Source organism: Candidatus Laterigemmans baculatus (assembly GCF_010367455.1).
Lineage (GTDB): Bacteria > Planctomycetota > Planctomycetia > Pirellulales > Pirellulaceae > Laterigemmans > Laterigemmans baculatus.
The window spans coordinates 1-24,698 of the sequence record NZ_WRPR01000024.1; the positions used below are offsets into that span (position 1 = coordinate 1).

Genomic DNA, 24,698 nt, shown 5'->3' on the forward strand with positions numbered 1-24,698 from the left:
CCGTGGGGGAGAGGGTTAGGGTGAGGGGGCCGTAGCCGGCCGCTTAGACCCCCTCACCCCAGCCCTCTCCCCCAAAGAGAATCGCGAAAATGTTGGGGGGTAAACGTTGAGCGATTGCCGCGATTCCCTTCGGGGGAGAGGGGGCTAAAAACTGCACGACCTCCGGGGGGAGGGTGTCATTCCCGGTTTTCTCAGCGAGGCTCGCGTCGGGCCGCATCCGGTTCGCGCCGCGGAAAAGCGGGACGGAACCCGCGGCTAGCGCCGTCGGCTCAAAGGGGAACCCGCGGCTAGCGCCGTCGGCTCAAAGGGGAACCCGCGGCTAGCGCCGTCGGCTCACGCTTGGGGATCTGGCACAAGGACTGCAGGGGGGACTGCCGGACTCGGGGCTCGCGATTGCGGGGCTTTGGGCTCGCGATTGCCGTGGGGAGAATATGCCGCTGAGGATGGACGGGAACTGCATCATGAGTGTGCTCAGCGATCACGACGTCGAGCTCTTTCGGGCGGGGGCTCATGCTCGCCTGTACCGCGGCTTGGGGAGCCATGCGTGCGAGAGCGGGACGCGGTTCGCCGTTTGGGCTCCGCGAGCGGCGGCGGTCTCGGTGATCGGCGATTTCAACGGCTGGCAACCGGCGGCCGATCCGCTTACGCCGCGGGAGGACGGGTCGGGGATCTGGGAAGCGACGGTGGCGGCCGCGGCCCCCGGGACGCTTTACAAGTACCACATTCAAGGGCAGCACGGTGGAGCGGTCGACCGCGGCGATCCGTGGGCTTTCACGTGGGAGCAAGCTCCCGGCACCGCCTCCCGCGTCTGGACGCTCGATTACGAGTGGAACGATGCGGAGTGGATGGCGTCGCGGGGCCGCCGCCAGTGCCTCGATTGCCCGCTGGCGATCTACCAATTGCACCTGGAGTCTTGGCGGCGGGTGCTGGAGCCGCACGGCAATCGACCGCTGACCTATCGCGAGGCGGCCCATGCGCTGCTCGATCACCTCCGCGAGACCGCGTTCACGCACGTCCAGTTGATGCCGGTCATGGAGCACTCCGACGCTCCGCTCCGCAGCGACACGGCCAGCAATGACACGATCGGCTACTTCGCTCCCTCGAGCCGCTACGGGAGCCCGCAGGACTGCATGTACCTGGTCGATCTGTTGCACCAGCATGGCTACGGCGTGTTTCTCGAGTGGGTCCCTACCCGCTTCCCGGTCGTCGCCCAGGGCCTGGCCGAGTACGACGGCAGCCCGTTGTATGAGGATCCACGATTTCGCTGGACTTATCCGGAAAGCACGGTCGTGATGTTCGACTGGAGTCGTCCGGAGGTTCGTTCGTTCCTGCTCTCCAGCGCTCTGTTTTGGCTCGAGCAGTACCACGCCGACGGGTTGCACATCGGCGGTCTGGGGCCCGCCTTGTATCGCGGGCAGGAGCTCGGGGAGGAGCACTTCGAAGGGGCGACGGAGCACGGCAATCGGGCGATCGAGTTCCTCTGCCAGTTGAACGAGACGCTCTACCGAGAATTCCCCGACATCCACACGTTGACCCGGGAGTCGTCGAGCGGCCCGATGATGTCGCGGCCGACCTTCACCGGCGGCGTCGGCTTTGGGCTGGAGTGGCATACCCACTGGGCGGGCGAGACCCGTCGCTACCTGGCCAATCCGCCCCACGATCGGAAGTACCACCACGCGGCATTGACCGCAGGCGTCGCAGCGCTCGGCGGCCACAACTTCGTCCTCCCGCTCGCGCACGACCCGGTCGCCCCGGGAGGCGGTTCGTTGCTCGGCGGGATGCCGGGGGACGATTGGCAGCGGCGGGCCAACCTGCGGCTGCTATTCGGCTACACCTACGGCCACCCGGGCAAGAAGCTGGTCTTCATGGGAGGCGAGATCGGCCAGTCGCGTCCCTGGCAGCGGGGCGGAAGTCTCGACTGGCACTTGCTCGAGGACCCGGCGCACCTGGGGCTTCGGGCCTGGGTCCGAGACCTGAACCGGTTCTACGCGTCGCAGCCGGCGATGTACCAGTGTGATTTCAGCCGGGACGGTTTCCAGTGGGTGAACTATCAAGACGCCGCGGCGAGTGTTCTGAGCTTTATCCGCTACGCCGAAGATCCTCAGGACCAACTGTTGGTGGTCTGCAATTTCACTCCCGTGGTGCGAAGAAATTATCGCGTGGGGGTCCCCCGGGGCGGTTGGTGGCACGAGATCCTCAACAGCGACGGAGAAACCTACGGCGGGAGCGGGCAAGGTAATTTTGGCGGCGTGGAAGCCGCCCCGGTGGCGACCCAAGGCCAATACCGCTCGCTGCTGCTGACCCTCCCGCCGCTGGCGGTGCTCTTCCTTCGCCCCGCGTGAATTCGCGCTTTTTCACCGAGAGACTTATGAGCAAGATCGAAGACGGGCGGCGCCGCGCCGTGGTGGAACACGTCCTTCCGCAAGTCGACGGCGGACGATTTCCTATCAAGCGAACGGTCGGCGAACAGGTGCTCGTCGAAGCGAGCGTGTTCGGCGACGGCCACGACGCAATCGCTGCGGCGGTGCGGTACCGGGACCTGGGGAGCGGTCCCTCGGGAAGCGGCCCCTCGGAAAGGGGTACCTCGGGAAGGGGTACCTCGGGAAGCGGTGCCCGCGAGCGGGACTCCGGTCCCGTTTGGCGGGAAGTGCGGATGCATCGCCCCCGGCCTCGGGAAGCTCCCGATCACTGGGAGGCGGCGTTCGAGGTCGACACCCTGGGCCGCTGGGAATACACCGTCATCGCCTGGGTTGACCACTTTGAGACGTGGCGCCGCGACTTGAAGAAACGCATCGCCGCCGAGCAGGACCTCACGGTTCCGCTGCAAGTCGGGGCGGCTCTGGTCGAAGCGGCTAGCGATCGCGCGCAGGCCGCGCACGTCAAAGGGGGAATCGTCCAGAGCGGCGAAGCGGCGCTGCTGATGGATTGGGCAAAGCGGCTACGACGCGATCTACCTCTCGCCGATCGCGGCGAACTGGGGCTGGACGAGGAGCTCGATCGGCTGATGGCACGCTATCCCGATCACTCCCTCGCCAGCGTCTATGAGCGGACGTTGGAAGTCGTCGTCGACCCGCCGATCGCCCGGTTCGGCGCTTGGTATGAGATGTTCCCCCGCTCCTGCGGTCCCGCCGGTCAGCACGGAACGCTCAAGGACTGCGAAGAGCGGCTGCCCTACGTCGCATCGATGAACTTCGACATCTTGTACCTGCCTCCGATCCATCCAATCGGTCGCGAGTTTCGTAAAGGCCCCAACAATACGCTCACTCCCGGTCCCGAGGACCCCGGCAGTCCGTGGGCGATCGGCGCTGCCGAGGGAGGCCATACGTCGATTCATCCCCAACTCGGCACCCTCGCCGATTTCCGGTCGCTCGTAAAAAAAGCCAGCGAGCACGGACTGGCGATCGCCCTCGACATCGCCTTTCAGTGCGCTCCGGATCACCCCTGGGTCAGCGAGCATCCGGAGTGGTTTATCTGGCGTCCCGATGGAACGGTGCAGTATGCCGAGAACCCACCCAAAAAGTATCAAGACATTTATCCGCTGAACTTTGAGAGCGAGAACTGGCAGGGGCTTTGGGACGCCCTGAAAGATGTGTTCTTGTATTGGTCGGAACAGGGGGTGCATGTCTTTCGGGTCGACAACCCCCACACCAAAGCTTTTCCGTTTTGGGAGTGGGTGATCGCGGAGGTAAAACGCGTCTATCCCGAAACGGTTTTCCTTTCGGAGGCGTTCACGCGACCGCCCGTCATGCACCGGCTGGCCAAAGCGGGATTCACGCAGAGTTACAACTATTTTCCGTGGCGGAATACGAAGTGGGAGCTGACGACCTATCTGACCGAACTGACCGCCGAATCGGGACGCGAGTATTTTCGCCCCAATCTCTGGCCGAACACTCCTGATATCTTGCCCGAATATCTGCAAATCGGAGGGCGTCCCGCGTTTGCTTCGCGGTTAGTGCTGGCGGCGACGCTTGGGGCCAGCTACGGCATTTATGGGCCTGCCTTTGAGCTTTGTGAATGGCGGCCAAGGGAACCGGGGAGCGAAGAATATCTCGATTCGGAAAAGTACCAAGTCCGGCAATGGGACCTCGAGCGGCCCGACAGCCTCCGCGACTTGATCGCACGGGTCAATCAGATTCGCCGCGATAACCCGGCGCTGCACAGCGATTGGAGTCTGCGGTTTCACGAGATCGACAATGAGCAACTGATCGCCTACAGCAAACGGACTCCGGACGGCGAAAATGCGCTGCTCATGGTCGTTAGTCTCGATCCGCACTACGTCCAAAGCGGGTGGCTGGAACTGCCGCTCGAAGATTTTGATCTGGATCTCCACCATCCTTACCAAATGCACGATCTGTTGAGCGGGGCGAGGTACCTCTGGAGCGGTTCAAGGAACTACGTTGAGATCGACCCGCATGCCCTGCCGGCGCATATCTTCCGCCTCCGCCGCCATGTGCGCACCGAACGCGACTTCGACTATTTCCTCTGAGAGTTCGACACTTACGAGTAAGACACCACGATGACGCACGATAGCACGGATTCGTCGAAACTGGTGGATGATCCGCTCTGGTACAAGGATGCGATTATCTACCAGATGCACGTCAAAGCGTTCTACGATAGCTCGGGAGACGGGATCGGCGATTTTCGCGGGTTGATCGAACGCTTAGACTACGTTCGCGATCTGGGTGTGACAGCGATCTGGTTGCTCCCGTTCTATCCGTCGCCCATGCGCGATGACGGATACGACATCGCCGACTATCGGAATGTGGCACCCGAGTACGGAACGCGGCGTGATTTTCGCGCCTTCGTCCGGGCCGCCCATGATTGTGGTATCCGTGTGATCACGGAGCTCGTAATCAATCACACCTCCGATCAGCACCCCTGGTTCCAGGCGGCCCGCAGAGCTCCTGCGGGGTCGCGAAAGCGGGACTTCTACGTCTGGAGTGACGACGACGAAAAATTCTCCGAAACTCGGATCATCTTCACCGATACCGAACGCTCCAATTGGACCTGGGATCCGGTCGCACAGCAGTACTACTGGCACCGCTTTTTTTCCCATCAGCCGGACCTAAACCACAACAACCCCGAAGTGGTCGAGGCGGTGATCCGAGTCATGCGGCAATGGCTGGATATGGGGGTCGATGGGGTGCGGCTCGACGCGATCCCGTATCTCTGTGTTCGCGAGGGGACGAACAATGAAAATCTCCCCGAAACCCACGCGGTGATCAAACGGATGCGGGAGGTCGTCGACGCAAATTACAAGAATCGATTGTTTTTGGCCGAGGCCAACCAGTGGCCCGAAGATGTTCGCGATTACTTCGGCGATAACGACGAGTGCCATTTGGCCTATCACTTTCCCTTGATGCCGCGAATGTATATGGCGGTGGCGCAGGAGGATCGCCACCCGATCGTGGAGATCATGGATCAAACGCCCGAAATCCCGGAGGCGTGCCAGTGGGCGATTTTCCTTCGCAACCACGATGAGCTGACGTTGGAGATGGTCAGCGATAAAGAGCGCGATTACATGTATCGCCACTATGCGAGCGACCCACGGATGCGGATCAATGTCGGCATCCGCCGCCGGCTTGCGCCGCTGCTCGACAACGATACGGAGCGCATCAAGTTGATGAACAGTCTGCTGATGTCGATGCCCGGGTCGCCGATCGTGTACTACGGCGACGAAATTGGAATGGGAGACAACATCTATCTCGGAGACCGAAACGGGGTGCGGACACCGATGCAGTGGAGTCCGGACCGAAACGCCGGGTTCTCGCGCGCCGACCCGCAGCGGCTCTACTTTCCCCCGATCATGGATCCAGTCTACGGCTACCAGGCGGTCAATGTGGAAGCCCAGCAGCGGGACGCGGCGTCGCTGTTGCACTGGATGAAACGGCTGATCGCGGTCCGCAAGGCGCACAAGGCGTTCGGGCGGGGAACGCAGACGTTCCTGCACCCGGGCAACCGCAAGATTCTGGCCTACCTTCGCGAGTACGAGGGGGAGAGCATTCTCTGCGTCGCCAACCTGGCCCGCTCGGCACAGCCGGTGGAACTCGATTTGGGGCGCTTTCGCGGCCGCGTGCCTGTGGAAATGATGGGCAGTACTCCGTTCCCGCCGATCGGCGAACTGCCCTATCTACTGACCCTGCCGGGGCACGGGTTTTTCTGGTTCCTGTTGGCCGAGAAGAGTGAGGCTCCCGCGTGGCACAGCGATAAACTGCCGCCCCGCGAGCTGCCGGTGATTGTGATTCCCGAGGGCTGGAGCACGTTCCAAGTCGCCGATGGCTCGCTGACCAGCGCCGCGCGGCGGGCGATGACGCGGCTCGAGGACAAGTTGCTGCCGACGTGGCTCCCGACCCGGCGGTGGTTCGCCGCGAAAGGGGAACGGCTCGATTCGGTGCGGATGGTCGAGCGGGTCGAGTGGCGGAAGTGGTTGCTGACGTTCCTGAAAGTCACCCTCACCAGCGGCGCCGAACAGGAGTATTTCCTTCCGCTGTCCATTCTCTGGGAAGGGGAAGACGACGACCGATACAGCGAAAGCCGCGGCTCGGCAATTTCGAAGATTCGCCGTCAGGCCCGGCCCGGATTGCTGTATGACGCCTTTGCCGATGAGTCGTTCGCGCGGGCGCTGATCGAGGTGATGGCGGAAGAGGCCAGCGCGCCGCTCGACGGGGGGAAGATCACCGGTTTCCGGACCCCCGCGTTCGCGACGCTCGGCACCGAGACGACCGGCGAGGTCCCGATCCGACGTCCGCTCAACGAAGGGAGCAACAGCGCGCTGGTCATCGGTGATCAGTGGTTCCTCAAGAGCTATCGCCGGATGCAGCGGGGGCGAAATCCTGAGGCCGAGTTGGGGCGGTTCTTGACCGAGCATGCCTCCTTCCCGCATATCGCTCCGCTGGCTGGCGGCGTCGAGTACCACAGCGAGGATGGGAGCGTCACGACGCTGGCCATCTTGCAGGGCTACGTCCGCAACCAGGGGGACGCCTGGGGCTACACGCTCGATTACCTCGATCGCTTCTTCGAGTACTGCCGCACGCAGAAGCCCGAAGAGCTCGACTTGGCCAGCGAGCATGCGGCCTACACGTCGCTGATCCGGCTGTTGGGGCAGCGAACCGGCGAACTCCACCAGGCGCTGACCCAGCCCGGCGGCGGCCCCGATTTCGATCCCGAACCGATCGACCGGAACGATTTGCAAACCTGGAAGTCGCAGGTGCGGGAGCTTGCCACTGCCACGCTCGATCTGCTCGCGCGGCACGTCGAGGATTTGACCGCCGAGGTTCGCGAGGAGGCGGAAGGGTTGCTCGGCGAGCGGCAAGCGGTGCTCGAGCGGATCGATGCGCTGACTCCCGAGGCGGTCGACGCGGCCAAGACGCGATTCCATGGAGACTACCATCTGGGGCAAGTGCTGGTGGCGCAGAACGACTTCGTGATCATCGACTTCGAAGGCGAGCCGGCGCGGACGCCCGAGCAGCGGCGGGCAAAACATACACCGCTCAAGGATGTCGCCGGCATGCTCCGCTCGTTCGACTACGCCGCCTATGCCGCGGTGGCCAAAGCGAGCGCGGATCGGCCGGACGATCGCCCTCAATTGGCCGCCTACGCTAAGACATGGAAGGAGGCGACCGTCGCCGCCTTCCTCGAAGGCTACCGGGAAGCGGCCCAGGGAGCGGCCAGCTACCCGAGCGATGCCGACCATGGCGACGCCCTGATCGCTTTGTTCACGTTTGAGAAAGCGCTCTACGAAGTTCAGTACGAGCTGAACAATCGCCCGGCCTGGGTCCACCTCCCGCTCCGCGGACTCAGCGCGTTGATGCGCTGAGTGAGCCGTAGACGCTAGCGGAGCGTATTGATCTGATCTCGCGGATCGTTTGATCAGCCGCCACGCGCTAGCGTCCGGTTGTCCCGGCGGTTTTCGGAAACCGGGGGCTAGCGCCCGGCGGCTGATGAATCACTTGGCCCGAGCCCGCCAGCGGCTGATTTGCGCCGGCGGCTGATTTGCGCCAGCGGCTGATTTGCGCCAGCGGCTGATTTGCGCACCGGGAGCCGCTGCGGTAGACTGCCGAGCGACGGGGCAGACCCCCTGGCGAAGCGGGGGCCTTTGAGCATTGGCAACGGTGAGGCGAGTTTGTTCGATCTGGAATTTTTGCAGATCGTGGGGACGGTGATCGTCACGGCGGCGGTCGTGGCGCTGCTCGCGCGGCCGCTGCAGGTCCCGTCGATCGTGGCTTACCTGTTCGCCGGATTGCTGCTTGGACCGGTGCTCGAGGTGGTCCCGGTCGCGCACCATGGCGGGGCGAGCGACGTCGCGGTGAGCGCCGAGATCGGCATCGTGCTGTTGTTGTTTCTCGTCGGCTTGGAGCTGAGCATCCCGAAGGTCCGCGATGTCGGGCGAGTGGCTGTGGCCGCCGGTCTCGGGCAGGTTGTGTTTACGGCCCTGGGCGGATTTCTGCTCGCCTGGCTGCTGGGCTTCACGGTCATCGAGTCGCTGTTCCTCGCCACCGCGCTGACCTTTAGCAGCACGGTGGTGGTCGTCAAAGTGCTCGACCAGAAGGGCGAACTGGATCATCTCTATGGCCGGATCGCGGTTGGGATCTTTCTCGTCCAGGACTTGGTCGTGATCCTCGTCTTGACGGTGATGGCCGGTCTGGGCACGGCCGAGCGCATGGATCCGCTCGCGGTAGCTTGGGGGGTCGGCAGAGCGTTTGCCGGGATGGGGCTGATGCTCGCCTTGGCTTTGGTTTCGGCGAGGTACCTGTTGCCGCGTCCGTTGGAGTGGGTCTCCCGGGCGCCGCAGACGTTGATGATTTGGAGCCTGTGTTGGTGCTTCTTTTTCGTGCTGCTCGCCGATGCCATGGCGCTGTCGCGCGAGATCGGCGCCTTTCTGGCCGGGTTGAGCTTGGCCCAGCTCAGTTGCAGTCAAGATTTGCGGCGCCGCGTGCATCCCTTGATGAACTTTTTTATCGCGGTCTTTTTCGTCACCCTCGGAGCTCAGATGCAGTTCGATGCGGCGGCAAAGAATTGGCCCGCCGGGATCGCTCTGTCGCTGTTTGTCCTGATCGGCAACCCGGTCATTTTTCTGTGGATCATCGCTCGCTTTGGCTACTCCGAGCGGACCTCCTTTTTTACTAGCGTGACGGTGGCCCAGATCAGCGAGTTCTCGTTTGTTTTCGCCGCGGTGGGGATGGAGGCGGGATTGATCGACCAGTCGATCCTTTCGCTGATCGCGGTCGTCGGGTTGGTGACGATCGTCGTCTCGGTCTACATGATCCTTTACAGTGAGCGGCTGTACCGAGCGTTGTTCGATCTGGGAGTGCTGAGATTTTTCAAGGCTCACCGGGCCGATGACGCGGAATTGACCGCCGAGCAGGAACGGGTGGGACTTTACGACCACGTGATCGTGGTGGGGATGAATCCCCTGGGGCGACAACTGGTCAAGCTCCTCGAGGAGCGTGGCGAAGTGGTGCTGGCGATCGACACCGATTCTCGCAAGCTCGCGGACCTGGCGTGCGCGACCCTCGTGGGGAACGTCGACTACCGCTCTGTGCTGCACGACGCGGGGCTCGCGCGGGCCAAATTGGCGATCACGGCCTTGAAGATCGAAGAGACGAATAATCTGTTCGTCTATCGGTGCCGCACCGCCGGCGTGCCGGTCGTCGCCCATGCGTTCGATCGCGCCGTGCGGCCGGCTCTCCGGCAACTCGGGACACGATGGTTGATCGATTCGAAAACCGCGGCCGACCGAGAGCTCGATAAACTCCTGCGGGGACTTGGAGTGCTCGGCGGATGACGACGGTAACGCTCATTCTGGCTGCCGCGGCGGTCGGGTTTGGATTGGCGACGTGGTGGCGGCTGCCGGCGGTCCCGCTGCTGATCCTGATCGGACTCGGGCTGCGTCTGTTCGACGTCTTTCCTTCGCAGCCGACGCTGCACAACGCGCTGCTCCTAGGGGTGACGTTCTTGGTCTTCTTCGTGGGGACCGAGCTCGACGTGAAGCGGGTCGGGGGCCAGCGGCGGGCGGCGCTGGCGGTCGGGGTGGCGCACGTGACGGTGCTGGGAAGCTGCGGATTGCTGGCGGCGATTCTGCTGCGGTTCGACGGCCTCGCGGCGGTCTATCTCGCCGTCGCCGTCACCGCCAGCTCGACGCTGTCGGTCGTCACACTGCTTCGCCAGCGGCAGCAGGCTTTCGAGCCTTTCGCCCGGTTGGTGATCGGCATCCTGCTGCTGCAGGACGTGCTGGTGATCTTCATGCTGCCGGTACTGACCCGGGCGACCGAGGGCTGGGGGGCGATCGCCGGGGGCGTCGCGGCGACACTCGCCCTGATGGGACTGGCCGGGATCTGCATCCGCTGGGTCAGTCCCTGGTTGTTGCTGCGGCTAAATCTCGACGAGGAGAGTTCGCTGCTGGCGGTGCTCGCGATTCTGTTCACGTTCGCTGGGCTCGCCCATCAGATGGGACTGCCGCTGGTCAGTGGTGCGTTTCTAGCGGGCGTTTCGCTCTCGGGATTTCCGGTCAGCGGGGTCGTGCGCGGCCAGCTCAGCTCGCTGGCCGACTTCTTTCTCGCCGTCTTTTTTGTCGCGCTCGGAGCCTCGGTCAGCATTCCCAGTTTGCAGCACTTATTGCTCGAGGGCTTATTGTTAAGCGGCGTCCTGCTGGTGACCCCGCCGATCGTGATGTTGCTGGTCCGCAAGGCGGGTTTCACGGCCCGGGCGTCGATCGAGACGGCGCATTTGCTGGCCCAGTGCGGCGAGTTCAGCTTGGTGGTGGCGTTGCTGGGGATCGAGCGGGGGCACATCGGCGCCAACGTGCTCGCGGTGATCGTCCTGATGGTGGTCGTCACCACGACGGCCATGCCGCTGCTGACCCATGAAGCGGTCACTTGGCAGCTGATGCGGCGGTTGCCGGGGAAACGTCGCAAGACGCCTGCGGTCCGCCCACGCGATCACGTGCTGTTGCTCGGCTGCGGACGGCACATGCGGGAGGTCCTCGACAATCTGCTGACCGAGCAGCAACAACTGGTCGTGGTCGATGAGGACGCGGGGGTGATCGCCGAGATGCAAGAGCGGGGGCTGACCGCCGTCCGCGGCGACGGAGCCGACTATCGCGTACTGCGACGCGTCGGTGCGCGGGAGGCTCGGGTGATCCTCTCCACCATGCGGCGGCTTCGCGACCACGAACGGCTACTGCACTTCGTCTCGGGCCCGAAAGTCCTGGTCCGCGTTTTCGAGCCCGCCGAAGCGGAACGCTGCGAGGCGCTCGGAGCCACCGTGGTGGTCGAGGCGGAAGCGGCGGCCCGTGAATTCGACGCCTGGTTCGCCGCGCAAACCTGGAACGAAGCTCAGCCGCCGGTGGCCCAGTCGTCCTGAAAATCGGCAAAGCAGGTCAGGCCGCCATCGGCATAGATCGTCTGCCCGGTGATGTACGATGCGTCATCGGAGGCGAGGAATGCGAACACCGCCGCCATCTCCTCGGGCTTGCCGGCCCGCCCCATCGGAATATGGCTTTCGACCGCCGCTCGGGCCTCGGGATCGTCGATCCAGGCCTGGTTCATGGGCGTCACGATTGCTCCCGGGGCGACCGCGTTGACGCGAATCCCTTCGGCGGCATACTCCAGGGCGAGCGTCCGAGTCAGATTCCCGAGCCCTCCCTTGCTGGCCGAGTAACCGAGATAACCCGGCTTGGGAATGATCTGGTGAACGCTCGAATCATTGAGGATCACTCCCCCTCCGGGACGGCTGCGGAAATGCCGCAGCGCCTCGCGCGAACAGAGAAACGCGCCCCGCAGATTCACGCCCATCACTTTGTCGAAATCAGCCGCGTCCAACTCGTGGCTCGGTTTTTGGATCTGGATCCCCGCGTTGTTGACGACGATGTCGAGCCGCCCGAACGCCTCGAGCACTTCCTGGAACATTCGCACGACCTGCGACTCGTCGGCCACGTCCGCCTGGACGATCATCCCTCGGCAGGCGTCGGTTCCCTCCCGCTGGCAGGCTTCGTTGACCGCGGCCGCAGTCTTCTCCGCTCCCTCTTTGGAACTGCGGTAGGCGATCGCCACGTTGGCACCCTCCTCCGCAAACCGCACGGCGATCGCCTGACCAATCCCCGACGATCCACCGGTGATCAACGCTGTTTTCCCCGAAAGTCGTTTCTTTGCGGTCATTTGTAACCTTATTCCCTATGCCAAAATCTTATCCACCACCTGCTGGTGGACATCGGTCGGTCGGAAGGCGCGGCCGTTCCCTTGCCCCATCGATGTCCGCCCGCACAATGTCCGCCCGAACTCGCCCCCCCAGACCACCAGCGTGACTGTGAGCATGTCGCGGTTTTTAAGGTCTTGAATCAGCGCCGCCGACGCCTGATCGATCTCCAAGGCGCAAATCTCCATGCCGTGTTTGAGGCCTCCATCGGGGAGGGCCAGCGAAAGCGGCGGCTGATTCAGACGTTCCAGGGATCGCGTTCAGGGCGGGAACGAAGTCGGTTGGCTTCGTCGTCGTTGATGAATGTTTCGGTGGCGGGATCGATAGTCAACTTTCGCTGCAAGATCCAGGCGAGCGCTGCGGCATGGCAGGCGATATGAGAATTTCGCATCACTCGGGCGTTGGCTGCCGTGGTCCCACGTGATTTCACACAGTCGAAGAAATCGCGAGCGTGAGCTGAGACGTCGAGCCCGACTGTCTTTTGATAATCGCGTCCCAGCTGACTCTTTAACGACTCGGGTTTGACCACGATCTCGCCACTGTCTCCCGTTTCGACGGAGCCTTCATCACCGACGAAGCGGACCGGACAAGTACCGAGACTCTGGACCCAGCCGGGCCGCTGGCCAAAGGGTGTCTTGAGAAAATCTAACACCAGCTGGACGCCGTTCGCATAACGAGCAGTGATTCCGGTGTCGCTTGGCTCGTATTCGATCGGAAGCGTCTCGTCGGACTGGTTGGCCCACTGGCAGAGATCGACGGTGTGGGCACCCCAGTCGAGCAGCTTGGCACCGGAATCGAAGTCCCAGTAGCCGCGCCAACGGCCGGCGACATACTGGGAGTTGTAGGGTCGCCAGGGGGCCGGGCCGAGCCACAGATTCCAATCGACCACCTCCCGAGGTGGCGTCGGTTCCCCGGGGAGCCACGTCGTCTCGATCGATGGCGTGTAAACCGAGGCGTGCAGCGTGCGGAGTTGACCGAGTCTACCGCTGTGGGCTAATGCGACCGCCTGTTGAAAATTCGGAACGCTGCGTCGCTGCGTGCCGGCCTGGAAAACGCGTCCCGTGCGAGCGATCGTGTCGGCCAGCTGCTGGCAGTTCGCGATCGTCAATCCGCACGGCTTTTCACTGTACACATCCTTGCCCGCCTCGGCCGCGAGAATCGAAGCCGGAGCGTGCCAGCGGTCGCCCGTGGCAATCAGCACCGCGTCGATGTCCTTTCGGGCGAGCAGCTCGCGGAAGTCGCGGTAGAGTTTGCAGTCCTGATTTTGGTAGTGGCCGTCGACCAACGCTTTGCCTGCGTCGCGGCGGCTCGCTTGCACGTCGGCGATCGCCACGCACTGCACGTCCGGCAACTGCAGCATCGCTTTCAGGTCATACGTGCAGCGGGGGCCGATTCCGATGACGCCAAGCGTCACTTTCTCGCTCGGAGCCACCTCGCCGTTCTGACCCAGCGCCGAGGCGGGAACAATCCACGGGACGCTTGCCGCGGCGGTCGTCGCTAGCGATCTTCGCAGAAACTCCCGGCGGTTGGTGCCCGAGGGAGACGAGTGAGCTACACGCCTGGGCTGCGGCGGTGGACTGGCTTGGTGGCGGATGGGGCGGGGCATCGGCTCAGCACTCCTGTGGATCGCGGGGAGTCGCAGGGGGGATGTCTCAGGACCGGGCACGTCGCCGGCGGCAGGTGGGGATCTGGTAGCAGCTGCCTTTGGCTCTGTCAGAAAACTCCCTTTAGGCATTACCCTCCCCCCGGGAGGATCGGGGTCTCAGGCCCGGGGAGGGCCGGCGAAATCGGTGCGTAATCAGGCTCTGCGTTAAGTATCGCCCTCCCCGCTCGTCCCTCGCGACCCTCCCGGGGAGAGGGTGTTGTTTTAGGTTCTCTGACAGAGCCCAATCTAGAACTGCCCTGTCTGGGGCTGACATGTGTCCAGATCGACCACCGGCAAGCACACCTCGGCTCGCTATGGGCGCAGCTCTCCGATTCTTTTCAGTGGGGGCGGGTTTTTTGTGGAGCGGGCGTTCACTCCTGAGCGGAGGCATCGCGGAGCTCGACTTCGGCCCTTCCATCATAACCCCTCCGACAACACTGCGGCAGCGCCTGCGCCGCTGCACCGGCATATGCGGCGGACTCACCCCCCTGCGGTAGCCGCAGCGCGGCCAATCGCCACTCGTTCGCACCGGCCTGGACACTGCCTGGCACTACTCTTGCACGCAGTCCGGCAATTGCTTCTTGGCACGCCTGCTTATGGCTGCTCCGGCATCGACCAGCCCGCGTGCTCCCCAGCGTTTACGGAATCGCGTGATGATCCGTCAGACCGCGGCGACGACTGTGCAAGACCTGATGCTCACGTTCGCCGATGCGACCGGCCTCACCTGCGACCGGCCTTCGAAACGCTATCTCTGGACCGATGCATTCGCTGTTTGCAATCTGCTGGGAATCTACCGGCAAACGGGCGAAGTGCGGTTCTGCGAATTGGCAGTCCGGTTGGTCGACCAGGTCCATCAACGGCTCGGTCGACACCGTGCCGACGATCCCCGCCGGGGCTGGATCAGTGGGCTCGACGACGAGCAAGGCCAACGCCATCCCACCGTCGGAGGGCTCCGAATCGGTAAACCATTCAACGAGCGGAAACCGTCGGAGCCAATCGACGAGCGTTTGGAATGGGAACGCGACGGCCAGTACTACCATTATTTGACCAAGTGGATGCACGCGCTCTATCGAATGGGGCAACCGCGTGATGCTTGCCACGAGCCTGGCCCCCGACGGCTATCTGACCCGCCCCTGAAATCGAAGGGCAGGAAAGGCCATGTCTGTTTCGGACAAACTCACGCACACGTTCCGGGCTGGCATGGGCGGCTCGCTCAGCCAGCTAATCTGGTACGCCTTGCTGGCCTGTGGTGTATGGCTTTTCTTCTACATCCTCTTCAGATCCCACTACCAAACGCGGCGCATCGGCAGGAACAACCCCCTGCCGAACCAGATCCCCCGAGAGATTCTCTGCTCGTTCCGAAGCATTGTCCTATTCGGAATCGTGACCGCAGGCGTCGTCTACGCCGCCTATTCGGGATGGACGCGGTTGTACGTGGAGGTAGACGAGTACGGGTGGGGATGGTTTGCTGGAAGCATCGTGCTCATGATCATTCTGCACGATGCCTACTTTTACTGGACTCACCGGCTGATGCATCACCGACGTCTGTATCGTTGGATGCACCATACACACCACCGGTCGATCAACCCGACGCCTTGGGCGGCGTATGCGTTCAGTCCCGCCGAAGCATTCGTTCAGGCCGGGATCGGCCCACTCGTGGTATTCATCATGCCGGTCCATCCGGCTGCGTTTTCTGCGTTCATGATTTGGCAGATCACGTTCAACGTGTTCGGGCACTGTGGGTATGAAATTTACCCTCAGTGGTTTTTGAAAAGTCGTCTCGGCATGCTCCTCAACTCAGTGACGCATCACACGCTGCACCATGAGAATTTCCACTCGAATTTTGGACTCTATTTCAACGTTTGGGACCGAATCCTGAAAACGAATCATCCAGATTACGAGCCGCGGTTCGAACTAGCGACCAGGAAGCTGCCGAATTCGGATGACATGCGGTAATAGCTTCAGAGGTCGAGATAAAAGCCGGCCGCCGCAAGTCGAGCATATTTGACGCGGTTGAACGAATACAATGGCTCTTGCGTGGAAGCACCGCTCCATTCCGCCTCATGGAGTACTCCCGTAGCGAGCATCCGTTCGTGAAAGTCAAACGGGTCGAACTCAAGCTCGAGCACCGCTTCGTACAATTGCTGCAGCCTTCGAAGCGGAAACTTTGCCGGCAGCAGATCGATCCCCACGGGTTGATGGCGAAACTTGCGCCGCAGATGCGTGACGGCCATCTGCAGGATCTCGGCATGATCGAACGCGAGCGACGGGAGGTCGGCCGTGCTAAACCAGGCGACACTCCGCGCATCGTCAGCGGCTTTTGGAAAATGGTCCTCCAGACGGACCAGTCCCAAGTGAGCAACGCTGATGGTCCGTCCCCGCGGGTCCCGATCAACCGCATCAAAGGTCCGGAACTGCTCCAGGCTGACTCCCTCCAACCCCGTCTCCTCAGCCAACTCACGCGCGGCGCTTGCAGCGAGCAACTCGTCCATCTCGACAAACCCGCCCGGAAACGCCCAGCGGCCAGCAAATGGCTCCTCGCGACGCTCGATCAACAGCACTTTGACGGCGTCGCCGGACCAACCAAAGACGACGCAGTCCGTGGTCAGTGCGGGACGCGGGTGTTCGTAACAATGCGACATGGGCAGTTCGTGGGGCAGGTGCGGGAGGTCGAGGGCGGATCGTTTTAACACTTTGTAGCGAGATAAACCCGCAGCGTCTCTACGTAAGCGCCTTCGATTTCCTCAAAGCCTCCCTCAACTCGCCGGCCCTCTTCCAGGAACCCCCGCTCGTCGAAGTAGTAGTCGCGAAACAAGCCCCGATGTTCATGCACTGCAGAGAAGTAAACTCCTGCGTCCCGTAGTTCCTGCTCGGTTGCAGCAAAGTTCGCCATGCTGCACTGGATCAACTGCCGAACGTAGTCGCCTTTCGCTCCGCGAAAGTAGCGTTTGAGCAGCCGCCTCGTTCCGCGAAGTTCGTATCTCAGCCCGAAGACTAAGTGAAAAACACGAGCGAGACAACGTGCGCCAGCAGCGCGGCGACCGCTCCCACACCTGCTGCAAACTTGCCGATCTCGTGGTATCGGACGAGCCGCCGGTGGTTGCCCCAAAACCACTGAAAGTGCAGGAACAAGCCAATGCAGGTGATCAGCAATCCCAGCGTAAGCGCTGGGATTCCCGTAAGCTCAAGCCATAAGAATTCGTCGGGAGCTCGGTAGCCTCGGCTGAGGTTGAGCGTGATGGCTCGCCGAGTCACGCAGCAGTACAAACCGTAGCCGGTGGTGAGTACCGCCAGACCGATTCCGACAAACCACTTTTGCAGCGGCCCGCCGCTCGGCGGAGCGATCAGCCAATCGGCAAAGTCGAACACGGAGTCGTGGTGGATCATGCAAAGCGTCCGATTTCTACAGTTCACGCGGGTCACGACTTCGCATTCAGGAGGTCGAGCGTCTTTGCGTCCTGCACGCCACCGAAGTATTTTTCGAGCACGCGCTCAAACACCGACCCGGCGGGCGACACCGAAGCGAAGAGCGTTGCACAGGACTGGAGCTTCCGGTCGTCCGGTGAACCGAAAACCTCGCTCGCCGAGCGGCCTTCGATGCCGAGTGCCGCTTCGCAGCACTCGACCAGCCGCGGCCCCAGCACCGCGTGACCCAGGTACGCCTTTGCTTCCGCGGTGCTGTAGATCGCGTATCGCTGGGACATCGCACTGAACCCCAGACCCGCGTACTGCGGGAAAATGTACCACATCCAGTGCGAGCGTTTCCGCCCGCCCCGGATTTCCGCCAGCGCCCGAGCGTAATCGCCTTCCTGCGCTTCCACGAACCGGCTCAGATCAAACGGGTCCTGAGCGACTGAGCGAGACACCTCGTCGCCGTTGCGATTCTCTGGCATGGATGTTCCTTTCGGCGGTGTCCAGTGGGTGGGAAATGGAGGCAGCTTGCAAGGTCCTCCTGCCAGCAGCAACTATGGTAGGGAGAATCTTCGTTGGCTGCCGTAGCTTGGCTCCCTGCTCCACCTACCGACGTTTTTGAGACGCTCATGCAACGCCGTCAATTCCTGGCTTCATCCATCGCGGCTACTCTCGTTTCACCAGCCGCCCTCTCGACCGCGGTGCGGGCCGCTGCGGCTGGCGATCGACCGCGGATCCTCCTCCGCTCCTCCTGGCAAACGGTCAACATCGGCGATATCGCGCATACGCCCGGGGTGCTGGCGCTGCTGGAAACATACCTCCCGGAGGCGGACGTCTATCTCTGGCCGAGCAAACTGGACAACGGCGTCGATGCCCTGCTCCTGGCCCGGTTCCCGAAGCTTAAGTTCGTGCAGACCGGAGACGCCCTGAAAGACGCCTTTGAGTCGTGCGATTTCCTGCTGCACAGTTCCGGCGCGTCGCTCGTCGCCGAAAAAGACATCGTCCGCTGGAGCGAAGCGACAGGCAAACCGTATGGCGTGTACGGGATCACGCTTCCGCCCAAAAGCTCCACGTCGACCGTCGCCACGCCCAAAGACAAACTGGCTAAAACGATTCAGGTGCTCAGCGGTGCCGAGTTCACCTTCTTCCGAGACTCCAAATCCCTCGCCTTCGCCAAACAACTCGGTTGCACCTGTCCGGTGATGGAGTTCGGTCCCGACGGTGCTTTTGCCTGCGATCTTCGTGACGAAGCCAAAGCCGAAGCATTCCTCTGCAAATACCAGTTGGAAACAGGAAAGTTTCTGTGCTGTATCCCACGGCTGCGCTACACGCCCTACTGGACGATTCCGTCGAAGAACCGCAAGCTCGATCCGGTCAAACACGCGCGGAATGAGGAAATGAAGGAGCACGATCACGCTCCGCTACGGCAAGCGATCATCGATGTCGTGGAGCAAACCGACTTGAAAGTGCTGATCTGCCCTGAAGACCAAACGCAGATGCAAGTCGGTAAGGAGATGTTGTACGACAAGTTGCCCGCTGCCATTCGCCAGCGTGTCGTCTGGCGAGAGGATTACTGGCTGACCGGCGAAGCGATCAGCACCTACGTCCGCAGCGCCGGCTTATTCGGCAACGAAATGCACTCGCCGATCATGTGCATCGGTCACGGCATCCCGGCCATCGTCTGTCGCTGGGCCGAGCAGACCACGAAGGGTTACATGTGGGAAGATATCGGATTGGGTGATTGGCTGTTCGATTTGGACAACGAATCCGAAGTCGCCAAGGTCGCCCCCACCGTGCTGGCCCTTGCCAAGAATCCCCATGCGGCCAAAGCCAAAGCGGCCGGAGCCCGCAAATTCGTCGAAAAGCGTCAACGAGAAACCATGGCCCATCTCGCCAAAGCGCTATAGGCCCAAGAACTGTCGGCACAGCCTCTCCTCAAATCACCCTCCCCTGGGAGGGTCGCGAGGAACGAGCGGGGAGGGCGAGCTTCGACTGCCAGGGGAAAAATATCACGGCAGGAAGCGAAGCCTATGACAAAAGCAAATCGGTTTCGCGGGCCGTCTTTGGACATAAATGGCCGTCTTTGGACATAAATCCACCACCCCCCGAGGATTGATGGGCGATGGATCGAAATGTACCGGATGAACTTCCAACAGCACAGTTCATCACCGTCTGACTTCGCTCGAATGACGTCCGACAAACTCTCACAGTTGGTTACGCGACCGAGAATTCGATTGACTCTGGTCGTCGTGCGGTCGCCGCTGATACGGCGTATAGCTCACTACCACAAACAGATTCATGATTCATCAACAGCCTGCCACGGATGCTTTGCAGCGTTGTCACCGACACACGGATTCGTTGCTAGAGCTCTGGTTTGGCAATTGGTGTGTCGAAGTCGATGAACAGAATCTGTGTTGATCCCTTCCCGAGAAAGGTGATCTTGGATTGAAACACGCGATCGTTGAGTTCCACGCGAATCGTGTGCGGACCGGCGCTGAACCGGAGCGTGGGTAACTGACCTTGAAGGTTGACGATCGCATTGCCGACGAAGAGGTCGTCGACGAACAAGCGTGCAACTTCGGGCTTAAACTCCGCTTGCCCGCGTTGGGTACTCACGGCATCCGGAGCGAAGTAGAGTCGCAGGGTCGATGTATCGCTGCCACAGTGAGCGATCGCGGCTGGGCTGGTCGGATCTGGGTTGGTCTGGTCGCCAAGCGATTTGCCAACGATCAACCCGACCGCGAGTAAGAGAACTGGGATCACCCGGTACATGATGTTGGCTCCGTCTGGAAGGGAATCGCATGTCGCATCACCGAGCATTGTTGCCGGCTTCCGCCATCGGGTCAACTGAATTGGGGGGGGCAGTACCCCCCCCTCTTCTTTTCTTGGCTCAGGGCGGCGGGGCTAGATTCGCCGCATTTCATCCAAACCTTGGATGGCACGAACGAACACGCGGCTTTGGCCCTAGAATGGCGGCGTCGAGATGCTGCCGACCCGGACGCATGCTCTCGACTGGTCGATTAATTACTAGGAGCAGGATAAATGGCCGAGTTCCAGTCGGTTGAGTTTCTCGCGGTGGACGCACCCCTCGATGACGCGGCGCTGGCGTTTATGCGCAATCAATCGACACGCGCCGAAATTGACCGGTGGAGGTTCACCAACGTCTATCACTTCGGCAATTTCGGCGGCGACGTCTTAGCGATGATGCGTCGCGGCTACGACATCCACGTCCATGACACCAACTTCGGGCTGCGCCGCGTCTGCTTTCGAATTCCCGACGGGTTTGCGTTCCGCGACAAACTGGAGCCATACCTTTTGGACTACGAAATCTCGTGGGTTCCGGATGACGAGGGCACCGGTGGAGTCCTTACTCTCAATCCGGAAGGAGAACCAGATACGTATGACTGGATGGAAGAAAACGAAATGTCGGCGAGCGATTTGATTCCGCTCCGCGAAATGATCATCGCCGGTGACTTTCGGCCGCTGTACATCTCCCACATTGCCTTTCAATACGACGACGAGGCACTCGAACCACCAGTTCCTGCGGGACTGAGCGAGCGACACCGTGCCCTCGACCTGCTCGGTCGTTTCTACGAGATCGATCGCGATCTTATAGCGATCGCGGCCGAGGTTTCACCAGCAATTAACGCTCTGCCGACCGAACACGCGGCGATCGAGTCATGGGTTCAGCGGCAATCAGTGGAGGAGTTGAGGTCGAACCTAAAAGATTGCCTCCGCGAACCCCAGCGCTATCCATCGAAACTGCTCCGGAAGATGCGGACTGAAACGGCGACCCCCACAGCGGCCGAGTCCGGAAGCCGAACGATCGGAGAACTCCGGCGCAGAGTGAAAGCGATCGACGACGAGCGAGAACGCCAGCGCGAACTTGCGGCCGCCCAAGAAGCCGAGCGGCGAAAAGCAGAAGCAGAGCGGGCGCGGCAGGCAACGCTGGCCGAGGTCGCAAATGACCCGGAGAGGGTTTTTGCACGGATCGACGCCGCGATCGGTGAAAAAAAACGGATGGCGTACCGAAGAGTCGCGAAAGAACTCTCGCTGATCGCTCAAGCCTGCGGCAAACCAATGGCCCGGGCCAAGGCGGAAGCCATCCGAATCCAATACCCCGGCCGCTCCGCTTTGATCGAAGAACTGAGAGAGGCTGGCTTCTGAAAACGCGGAATTGGGCGCAACGAAGTCCGGACAGCTTAAGGTATCACCGGTTGTGTCGCCGTCGGGGGCAAATCCATGGGGTACGCAGATGCCGCCTCGGTCGCCTGATGGATGAAAGCCAGTTCCTGCGGCGTGTTCTACCTGCGAGCATTCGGGCGAGGCGATGAGGCCTCATGCTCCGATTCCTGGTTTGCTGGCGGGCCGTCGACCGCCTTCAATCACCGTGGTGCGACGAGCGAGGATCGATTGCCAAGGGGCCGCTTGGTGGGTGCAAAAAGCTTAAGTGGTGTGATGCATGCGCCGCATGAAACCGGTTGAACTCGCGATTCGTCATCCTGCCGAACCCTGGATGCGGGTGCATTGCATTGGGTGATTCTAGGAAAGCGATGACGCATTCTTTGAGTCGTTCAACTTCAGCATCGTCGTCGAGCCGGTTTGGTGGCACAAACATGCTGGCAGTTCTGATTCCTTTTGGTGATTCTCCTGCGAGGAGTCGCGGCAATATGAACCATCGTAAAAGTGGGCGTAGCGGATATCCGAGCATCGCCATCCAACGAGGGTAGCCGTCCATGTTGCATTGGATCGTCAGGCGAAGATGACAGCATATTTGACCGAGTGACCAGTTTCCCGTTCGCGTGTATCCCGTGTGTAGTAGTCGTTCGCATTCGCGAATTGCGTCGTTAAGGTTTTCAAAAGCAATTGTTCGACGCATTGCGGTGGTTTGTTTAGGCTAGTGTTCCGATAAAGTCGTTATCAGCCGAAGCATGCGGAGAAGCGATACACAGAAACGAAAAACGGTTAATAGAACCAGAAGCCGCTGCGCTGGACGACTCCTCAGGCCCGCGGAGATGAAAGCTCAGGCGACGAACGTGTGTTTTATTGGTCGGACTCGCGTGAACGGGGGGAGCGAGCGGTTTTATCGGTATAGCCGAAAGTTCTCGCCTGCGGGTGAGATCGCATCGTCGAGTATTCTCGCCGCTTCCCATCGCTCGGTCAACCGAATAGGAGGGGCGGGTTATTCTGTCCGCTGAGAAGTCAACTGCATTGTGAGAGGTTAGCATGACGGGGTCGTTCTCAAAGGCGGCTTTGGACGGACAGGTGTTCTTTCTTGAAGGTCGCTATCAGCCGGAGAAAAAGAAGAAGGTCGCGGAGATCATCCGGGACAACGGAGGGAAGCTCGCGACGAAGTTCAGTCCCGATGTGACGGTCGTGCTGCAGGAAAAGCTCGGCAAGTCAACCGCGAGCAACATCGAAACGATGCCGGCGCTCACCGCGTTCTGCGAGATGTTTGTCGCAAGGGATAACGTGAAATTCGACTTTGTTGCAACCACCGCGGACGGCCGGCCAGTCGACGTGCATCTCAGCAAACTCCGCTATTGGGAATTCTCCGCCAGCGGTGAATCGGTCGCTTTTCAGACGGAACTCGATGGTCTTGACGATAGGTCGCCCGGCAGCGTCGCACGCGTCCTGGCCCGGCTCTTCCGCGAGACTGGTATTGCATCGGTCGCGTCAAAAGGGATGAAGGTCAAGATGACGCTGCTGTCCACCAACACCCCAAAAATTCCCGCCGCCGATTTCAAGAAGCTAGCCCTGGCGGCATTCGAGGAATTGACCGGCACAAGACCCACAGAAGCGGCCGGCCATCGTCGGACGTGAGCGTCACCGACCTCGTCGTCGTTGTCGGCGGACCCCGGGAAACCAGTCTCCGCAAAGCACCCCAGTCGCGGAGCGCCGCCAAAGATCAGCCCAGGGCGCAAGCCCAGGGAAACTGGACTCGGAACGGCGGCCGGTACTTGGAGTTGGGAGGTGGCGGGTCCGGAGCCCCCCTCTCGTCAGTCGGCTCTAGAACCGGCTGAACTGATGTCTGAGTCGCGAAAGCAGAAGAACAAGCCCATGAAGCCAAAGAGAAGGCCGCACCCGGAGAGGAAAAGCCCCGTGTCCCAGTGGTAATGATACGTGCCGGCGATCAGTAGTACCGTAGAGCAGACAATGAGTGTGGGACCGGAGAGTTTCATGACGACAACGACCTGGTGGGTTGAGATCGGGCTGGGTAAAAGCGAACCAAGACTCGAGGCGGTGCAAACTTGATGGGATCACGAGCCGAGAGCTCGGCCTGGTAAAAAGGGCCTCAAACGAAGCGAGTCGTCAGGTCGCACCGGATTGCGTTCATCGAAAAACTAGCCGCCGGTCAAGGATTGGAAAGACTCAGTAGCTTCGGCGATCCTCGTGCGATCATTCCGAGAGACCCGTTTCAACCGAAAACATAGCCATCACCGTGGGGCGATCCTGGTGGCATTGGTCGACAACGGAACGCCAGTCGGTTATGTGAGCGTAAGACTTCAACTGCCGATACTTGGCGTTTGTAAGTGCAGCGTGTCCGCCAATCGCGGCAAAAACATCCGTGAGCAGTTCAACGAAAGAGGGGAGGCCGTCTGGTTCCCAGGAAACCGCTTTTAGTGCCGATCCTTCTGCGACGGAGTTCGGTGCCGAGAGCGTTGCAACCTTGTCACCAGTTCTGACTTCGGTTATCTGAACCGTTGTCTTATCGGTCTCCTTCCAGATTACCGAAAATCGCTCAAACTCAGGTGTAGGAGCAGCGGCGAATTCCCACAGTGCATAGCTTTTTCCGCTCGGCGATGGGTTCGACATCTTTACGTGACCCTCGCTCTGGCTTGACGTGACCGTGATAGCGTCGCCTGTCGCGAACGATTGAAGGTCAGCCCTGAACGAGACGGGTCGGGTTCCTCCGCGTCCGGTCGACTCCATGAGATCTCCATTTTCATGGTCGAGTCGTTGTCAGCGAAAAGGTGAAATTCAGGCGTTACTTCAGGTCCGAAAGTAACCGTGCGCTCGAGTGGGTTGTACACCGCGAATCCATTCTCGGAGAAGCAAGCGATCGGCGTGTGCGTTGAAGTGTCTGTGAGAAGGAAAGAATACCGTCTGTCAGTCCGCCAACGAATGTCTAGTTCAGTGGGTATGTCATCATGCGCAAGGCATTTGCATTTGAACTGGAACGATTGCGCGTCGTCACCTTCCGTGGATAGGCTCGGCACCAGGGGCAGAAGTTCGCCAGTGGTTGGCGTTTTCGCGAAGACCGTGGATAACGTCGTTGAGCAAATCAAATAAGCAGCAAGTCGTAAGTAAATATTCATCTTGGGGAGTCCATTCTGTCAGATAAACCGTTTATCACTCGATCGGGCCGGCGAGCAGGTGCATATTTTTGCCCATTTTGACGAGCTATTCTTGCCGGTTCGCGGCGGTGGGTCAAACCAAAAACGAGGGG

19 protein-coding genes and 1 pseudogene are annotated in these 24,698 nt (G+C 61.2%); 9 read left to right on the forward strand and 11 right to left on the reverse strand.

The window, feature by feature from the left end; genetic code table 11:
* The first annotated feature begins 461 nt into the window (after window positions 1-461).
* The 5 genes from glgB (at window position 462) to GNK13_RS05210 (ending at window position 11,361) form a co-directional block, all read left to right on the forward strand.
* Entirely contained in the window at window positions 462-2,342 is a 1,881-nt protein-coding gene (glgB, locus tag GNK13_RS05190; protein WP_203328932.1) for a 1,4-alpha-glucan branching protein GlgB, read from the forward strand.
* Between the two features lie 26 nt (window positions 2,343-2,368).
* Window positions 2,369-4,486 carry an alpha-1,4-glucan--maltose-1-phosphate maltosyltransferase gene (locus GNK13_RS05195; protein WP_164101390.1) on the forward strand — a complete coding sequence of 706 codons (2,118 nt, stop codon included), beginning with the start codon at window positions 2,369-2,371 and terminating at the stop codon, window positions 4,484-4,486.
* 30 nt (window positions 4,487-4,516) lie between these two features.
* Window positions 4,517-7,816, forward strand: coding sequence for a maltose alpha-D-glucosyltransferase (gene treS / locus GNK13_RS05200; RefSeq protein WP_164101391.1), 3,300 nt, complete (start codon window positions 4,517-4,519; stop codon window positions 7,814-7,816).
* A 279-nt stretch (window positions 7,817-8,095) separates the two neighbouring features.
* Window positions 8,096-9,784, forward strand: coding sequence for a cation:proton antiporter (locus GNK13_RS05205; RefSeq protein ID WP_203328933.1), 1,689 nt, complete (start codon window positions 8,096-8,098; stop codon window positions 9,782-9,784).
* On the forward strand, window positions 9,781-11,361 hold the full coding sequence (locus GNK13_RS05210; RefSeq protein ID WP_164101393.1) for a cation:proton antiporter: 1,581 nt from the start codon (window positions 9,781-9,783) through the stop codon (window positions 11,359-11,361). Before GNK13_RS05205 ends, GNK13_RS05210 begins: the two co-directional genes overlap by 4 nt.
* On the opposite strand, the gene GNK13_RS05215 is transcribed toward GNK13_RS05210, so the two are convergent.
* The 4 genes and pseudogenes from GNK13_RS05215 to GNK13_RS05230 all read right to left on the reverse strand — a co-directional run bounded on the left by GNK13_RS05215 (window position 11,334) and on the right by GNK13_RS05230 (window position 14,877).
* Window positions 11,334-12,155, reverse strand: a complete 822-nt coding sequence (locus GNK13_RS05215; protein WP_164101394.1) for a glucose 1-dehydrogenase — start codon at window positions 12,153-12,155, stop codon at window positions 11,334-11,336. The two genes, GNK13_RS05210 and GNK13_RS05215, sit on opposite strands and share 28 nt — an antisense overlap.
* A 69-nt stretch (window positions 12,156-12,224) precedes the next feature.
* Window positions 12,225-12,398: pseudogene (locus GNK13_RS05220) on the reverse strand (DUF1501 domain-containing protein); the annotation flags it as partial.
* A gap of 32 nt (window positions 12,399-12,430) precedes the next feature.
* A complete protein-coding gene (locus tag GNK13_RS05225; RefSeq protein WP_164101396.1) occupies window positions 12,431-13,798 on the reverse strand; it encodes a Gfo/Idh/MocA family protein in 1,368 nt (455 codons plus the stop codon).
* A gap of 677 nt (window positions 13,799-14,475) precedes the next feature.
* Window positions 14,476-14,877: a hypothetical protein gene (locus GNK13_RS05230; RefSeq protein ID WP_164101397.1), complete on the reverse strand. Its 402-nt coding sequence runs from the start codon at window positions 14,875-14,877 to the stop codon at window positions 14,476-14,478.
* A 118-nt stretch (window positions 14,878-14,995) separates the two neighbouring features.
* Between GNK13_RS05230 and GNK13_RS05235 the strand changes: the two genes are divergently transcribed.
* Window positions 14,996-15,793: a sterol desaturase family protein gene (locus GNK13_RS05235; RefSeq protein ID WP_164101398.1), complete on the forward strand. Its 798-nt coding sequence runs from the start codon at window positions 14,996-14,998 to the stop codon at window positions 15,791-15,793.
* A 5-nt stretch (window positions 15,794-15,798) separates the two neighbouring features.
* Here GNK13_RS05235 and GNK13_RS05240 read toward each other — a convergent pair whose 3' ends face one another.
* From GNK13_RS05240 to GNK13_RS05255, 4 genes are all read right to left on the reverse strand, one after another.
* Window positions 15,799-16,479, reverse strand: a complete 681-nt coding sequence (locus tag GNK13_RS05240) for an NUDIX hydrolase (protein WP_164101399.1) — start codon at window positions 16,477-16,479, stop codon at window positions 15,799-15,801.
* 44 nt (window positions 16,480-16,523) lie between these two features.
* Complete coding sequence (locus tag GNK13_RS05245) at window positions 16,524-16,670, reverse strand: hypothetical protein (protein WP_164101400.1); 147 nt, start codon at window positions 16,668-16,670, stop codon at window positions 16,524-16,526.
* Window positions 16,671-16,831: 161 nt separating this feature from the next.
* Window positions 16,832-17,224, reverse strand: coding sequence for a hypothetical protein (locus GNK13_RS05250; RefSeq protein WP_164101401.1), 393 nt, complete (start codon window positions 17,222-17,224; stop codon window positions 16,832-16,834).
* Between the two features lie 32 nt (window positions 17,225-17,256).
* Window positions 17,257-17,730, reverse strand: coding sequence for a DUF1810 domain-containing protein (locus GNK13_RS05255; protein ID WP_164101402.1), 474 nt, complete (start codon window positions 17,728-17,730; stop codon window positions 17,257-17,259).
* 147 nt (window positions 17,731-17,877) lie between these two features.
* On the opposite strand from GNK13_RS05255, the gene GNK13_RS05260 reads away from it, so the two are divergent.
* The gene (locus tag GNK13_RS05260; RefSeq protein ID WP_164101403.1) at window positions 17,878-19,155 is read left to right on the forward strand and encodes a polysaccharide pyruvyl transferase family protein; all 1,278 of its coding nucleotides are present in this window, start codon (window positions 17,878-17,880) and stop codon (window positions 19,153-19,155) included.
* Window positions 19,156-19,609: 454 nt separating this feature from the next.
* Here the strand turns inward: GNK13_RS05260 and GNK13_RS05265 are convergent, their stop codons facing one another.
* Window positions 19,610-20,020, reverse strand: a complete 411-nt coding sequence (locus tag GNK13_RS05265; RefSeq protein WP_164101404.1) for a hypothetical protein — start codon at window positions 20,018-20,020, stop codon at window positions 19,610-19,612.
* Window positions 20,021-20,290: 270 nt separating this feature from the next.
* On the opposite strand from GNK13_RS05265, the gene GNK13_RS05270 reads away from it, so the two are divergent.
* Window positions 20,291-21,415, forward strand: coding sequence for a hypothetical protein (locus GNK13_RS05270; RefSeq protein ID WP_164101405.1), 1,125 nt, complete (start codon window positions 20,291-20,293; stop codon window positions 21,413-21,415).
* A 214-nt stretch (window positions 21,416-21,629) separates the two neighbouring features.
* On the opposite strand, the gene GNK13_RS05275 is transcribed toward GNK13_RS05270, so the two are convergent.
* Window positions 21,630-22,127 carry a DUF1569 domain-containing protein gene (locus GNK13_RS05275; protein ID WP_235934788.1) on the reverse strand — a complete coding sequence of 166 codons (498 nt, stop codon included), beginning with the start codon at window positions 22,125-22,127 and terminating at the stop codon, window positions 21,630-21,632.
* Window positions 22,128-22,474: 347 nt separating this feature from the next.
* Here GNK13_RS05275 and GNK13_RS05280 point away from each other — a divergent pair, with 347 nt between their 5' ends.
* The gene (locus GNK13_RS05280; protein WP_164101406.1) at window positions 22,475-23,071 is read left to right on the forward strand and encodes a BRCT domain-containing protein; all 597 of its coding nucleotides are present in this window, start codon (window positions 22,475-22,477) and stop codon (window positions 23,069-23,071) included.
* A gap of 576 nt (window positions 23,072-23,647) precedes the next feature.
* Here GNK13_RS05280 and GNK13_RS05285 read toward each other — a convergent pair.
* A complete protein-coding gene (locus GNK13_RS05285; RefSeq protein ID WP_164101407.1) occupies window positions 23,648-24,064 on the reverse strand; it encodes a hypothetical protein in 417 nt (138 codons plus the stop codon).
* Between the last annotated feature and the right edge of the window lie 634 nt (window positions 24,065-24,698).

Bases quoted from the DNA above. Each gene is read 5' to 3' on its own strand.
- glgB (WP_203328932.1), top strand. From the start codon at position 462: ATGAGTGTGCTCAGCGATCACGACGTCGAGCTCTTTCGGGCGGGGGCT.
- GNK13_RS05195 (WP_164101390.1), top strand. From the start codon at position 2,369: ATGAGCAAGATCGAAGACGGGCGGCGCCGCGCCGTGGTGGAACACGTC.
- treS (WP_164101391.1), top strand. From the start codon at position 4,517: ATGACGCACGATAGCACGGATTCGTCGAAACTGGTGGATGATCCGCTC.
- GNK13_RS05210 (WP_164101393.1), top strand. From the start codon at position 9,781: ATGACGACGGTAACGCTCATTCTGGCTGCCGCGGCGGTCGGGTTTGGA.
- GNK13_RS05215 (WP_164101394.1), bottom strand. From the start codon at position 12,155: ATGACCGCAAAGAAACGACTTTCGGGGAAAACAGCGTTGATCACCGGT.
- GNK13_RS05225 (WP_164101396.1), bottom strand. From the start codon at position 13,798: ATGCCCCGCCCCATCCGCCACCAAGCCAGTCCACCGCCGCAGCCCAGG.
- GNK13_RS05230 (WP_164101397.1), bottom strand. From the start codon at position 14,877: ATGGTAGTACTGGCCGTCGCGTTCCCATTCCAAACGCTCGTCGATTGG.
- GNK13_RS05235 (WP_164101398.1), top strand. From the start codon at position 14,996: ATGTCTGTTTCGGACAAACTCACGCACACGTTCCGGGCTGGCATGGGC.
- GNK13_RS05240 (WP_164101399.1), bottom strand. From the start codon at position 16,479: ATGTCGCATTGTTACGAACACCCGCGTCCCGCACTGACCACGGACTGC.
- GNK13_RS05250 (WP_164101401.1), bottom strand. From the start codon at position 17,224: ATGATCCACCACGACTCCGTGTTCGACTTTGCCGATTGGCTGATCGCT.
- GNK13_RS05255 (WP_164101402.1), bottom strand. From the start codon at position 17,730: ATGCCAGAGAATCGCAACGGCGACGAGGTGTCTCGCTCAGTCGCTCAG.
- GNK13_RS05260 (WP_164101403.1), top strand. From the start codon at position 17,878: ATGCAACGCCGTCAATTCCTGGCTTCATCCATCGCGGCTACTCTCGTT.
- GNK13_RS05265 (WP_164101404.1), bottom strand. From the start codon at position 20,020: ATGTACCGGGTGATCCCAGTTCTCTTACTCGCGGTCGGGTTGATCGTT.
- GNK13_RS05270 (WP_164101405.1), top strand. From the start codon at position 20,291: ATGGCCGAGTTCCAGTCGGTTGAGTTTCTCGCGGTGGACGCACCCCTC.
- GNK13_RS05275 (WP_235934788.1), bottom strand. From the start codon at position 22,127: ATGCGTCGAACAATTGCTTTTGAAAACCTTAACGACGCAATTCGCGAA.
- GNK13_RS05280 (WP_164101406.1), top strand. From the start codon at position 22,475: ATGACGGGGTCGTTCTCAAAGGCGGCTTTGGACGGACAGGTGTTCTTT.
- GNK13_RS05285 (WP_164101407.1), bottom strand. From the start codon at position 24,064: ATGTCGAACCCATCGCCGAGCGGAAAAAGCTATGCACTGTGGGAATTC.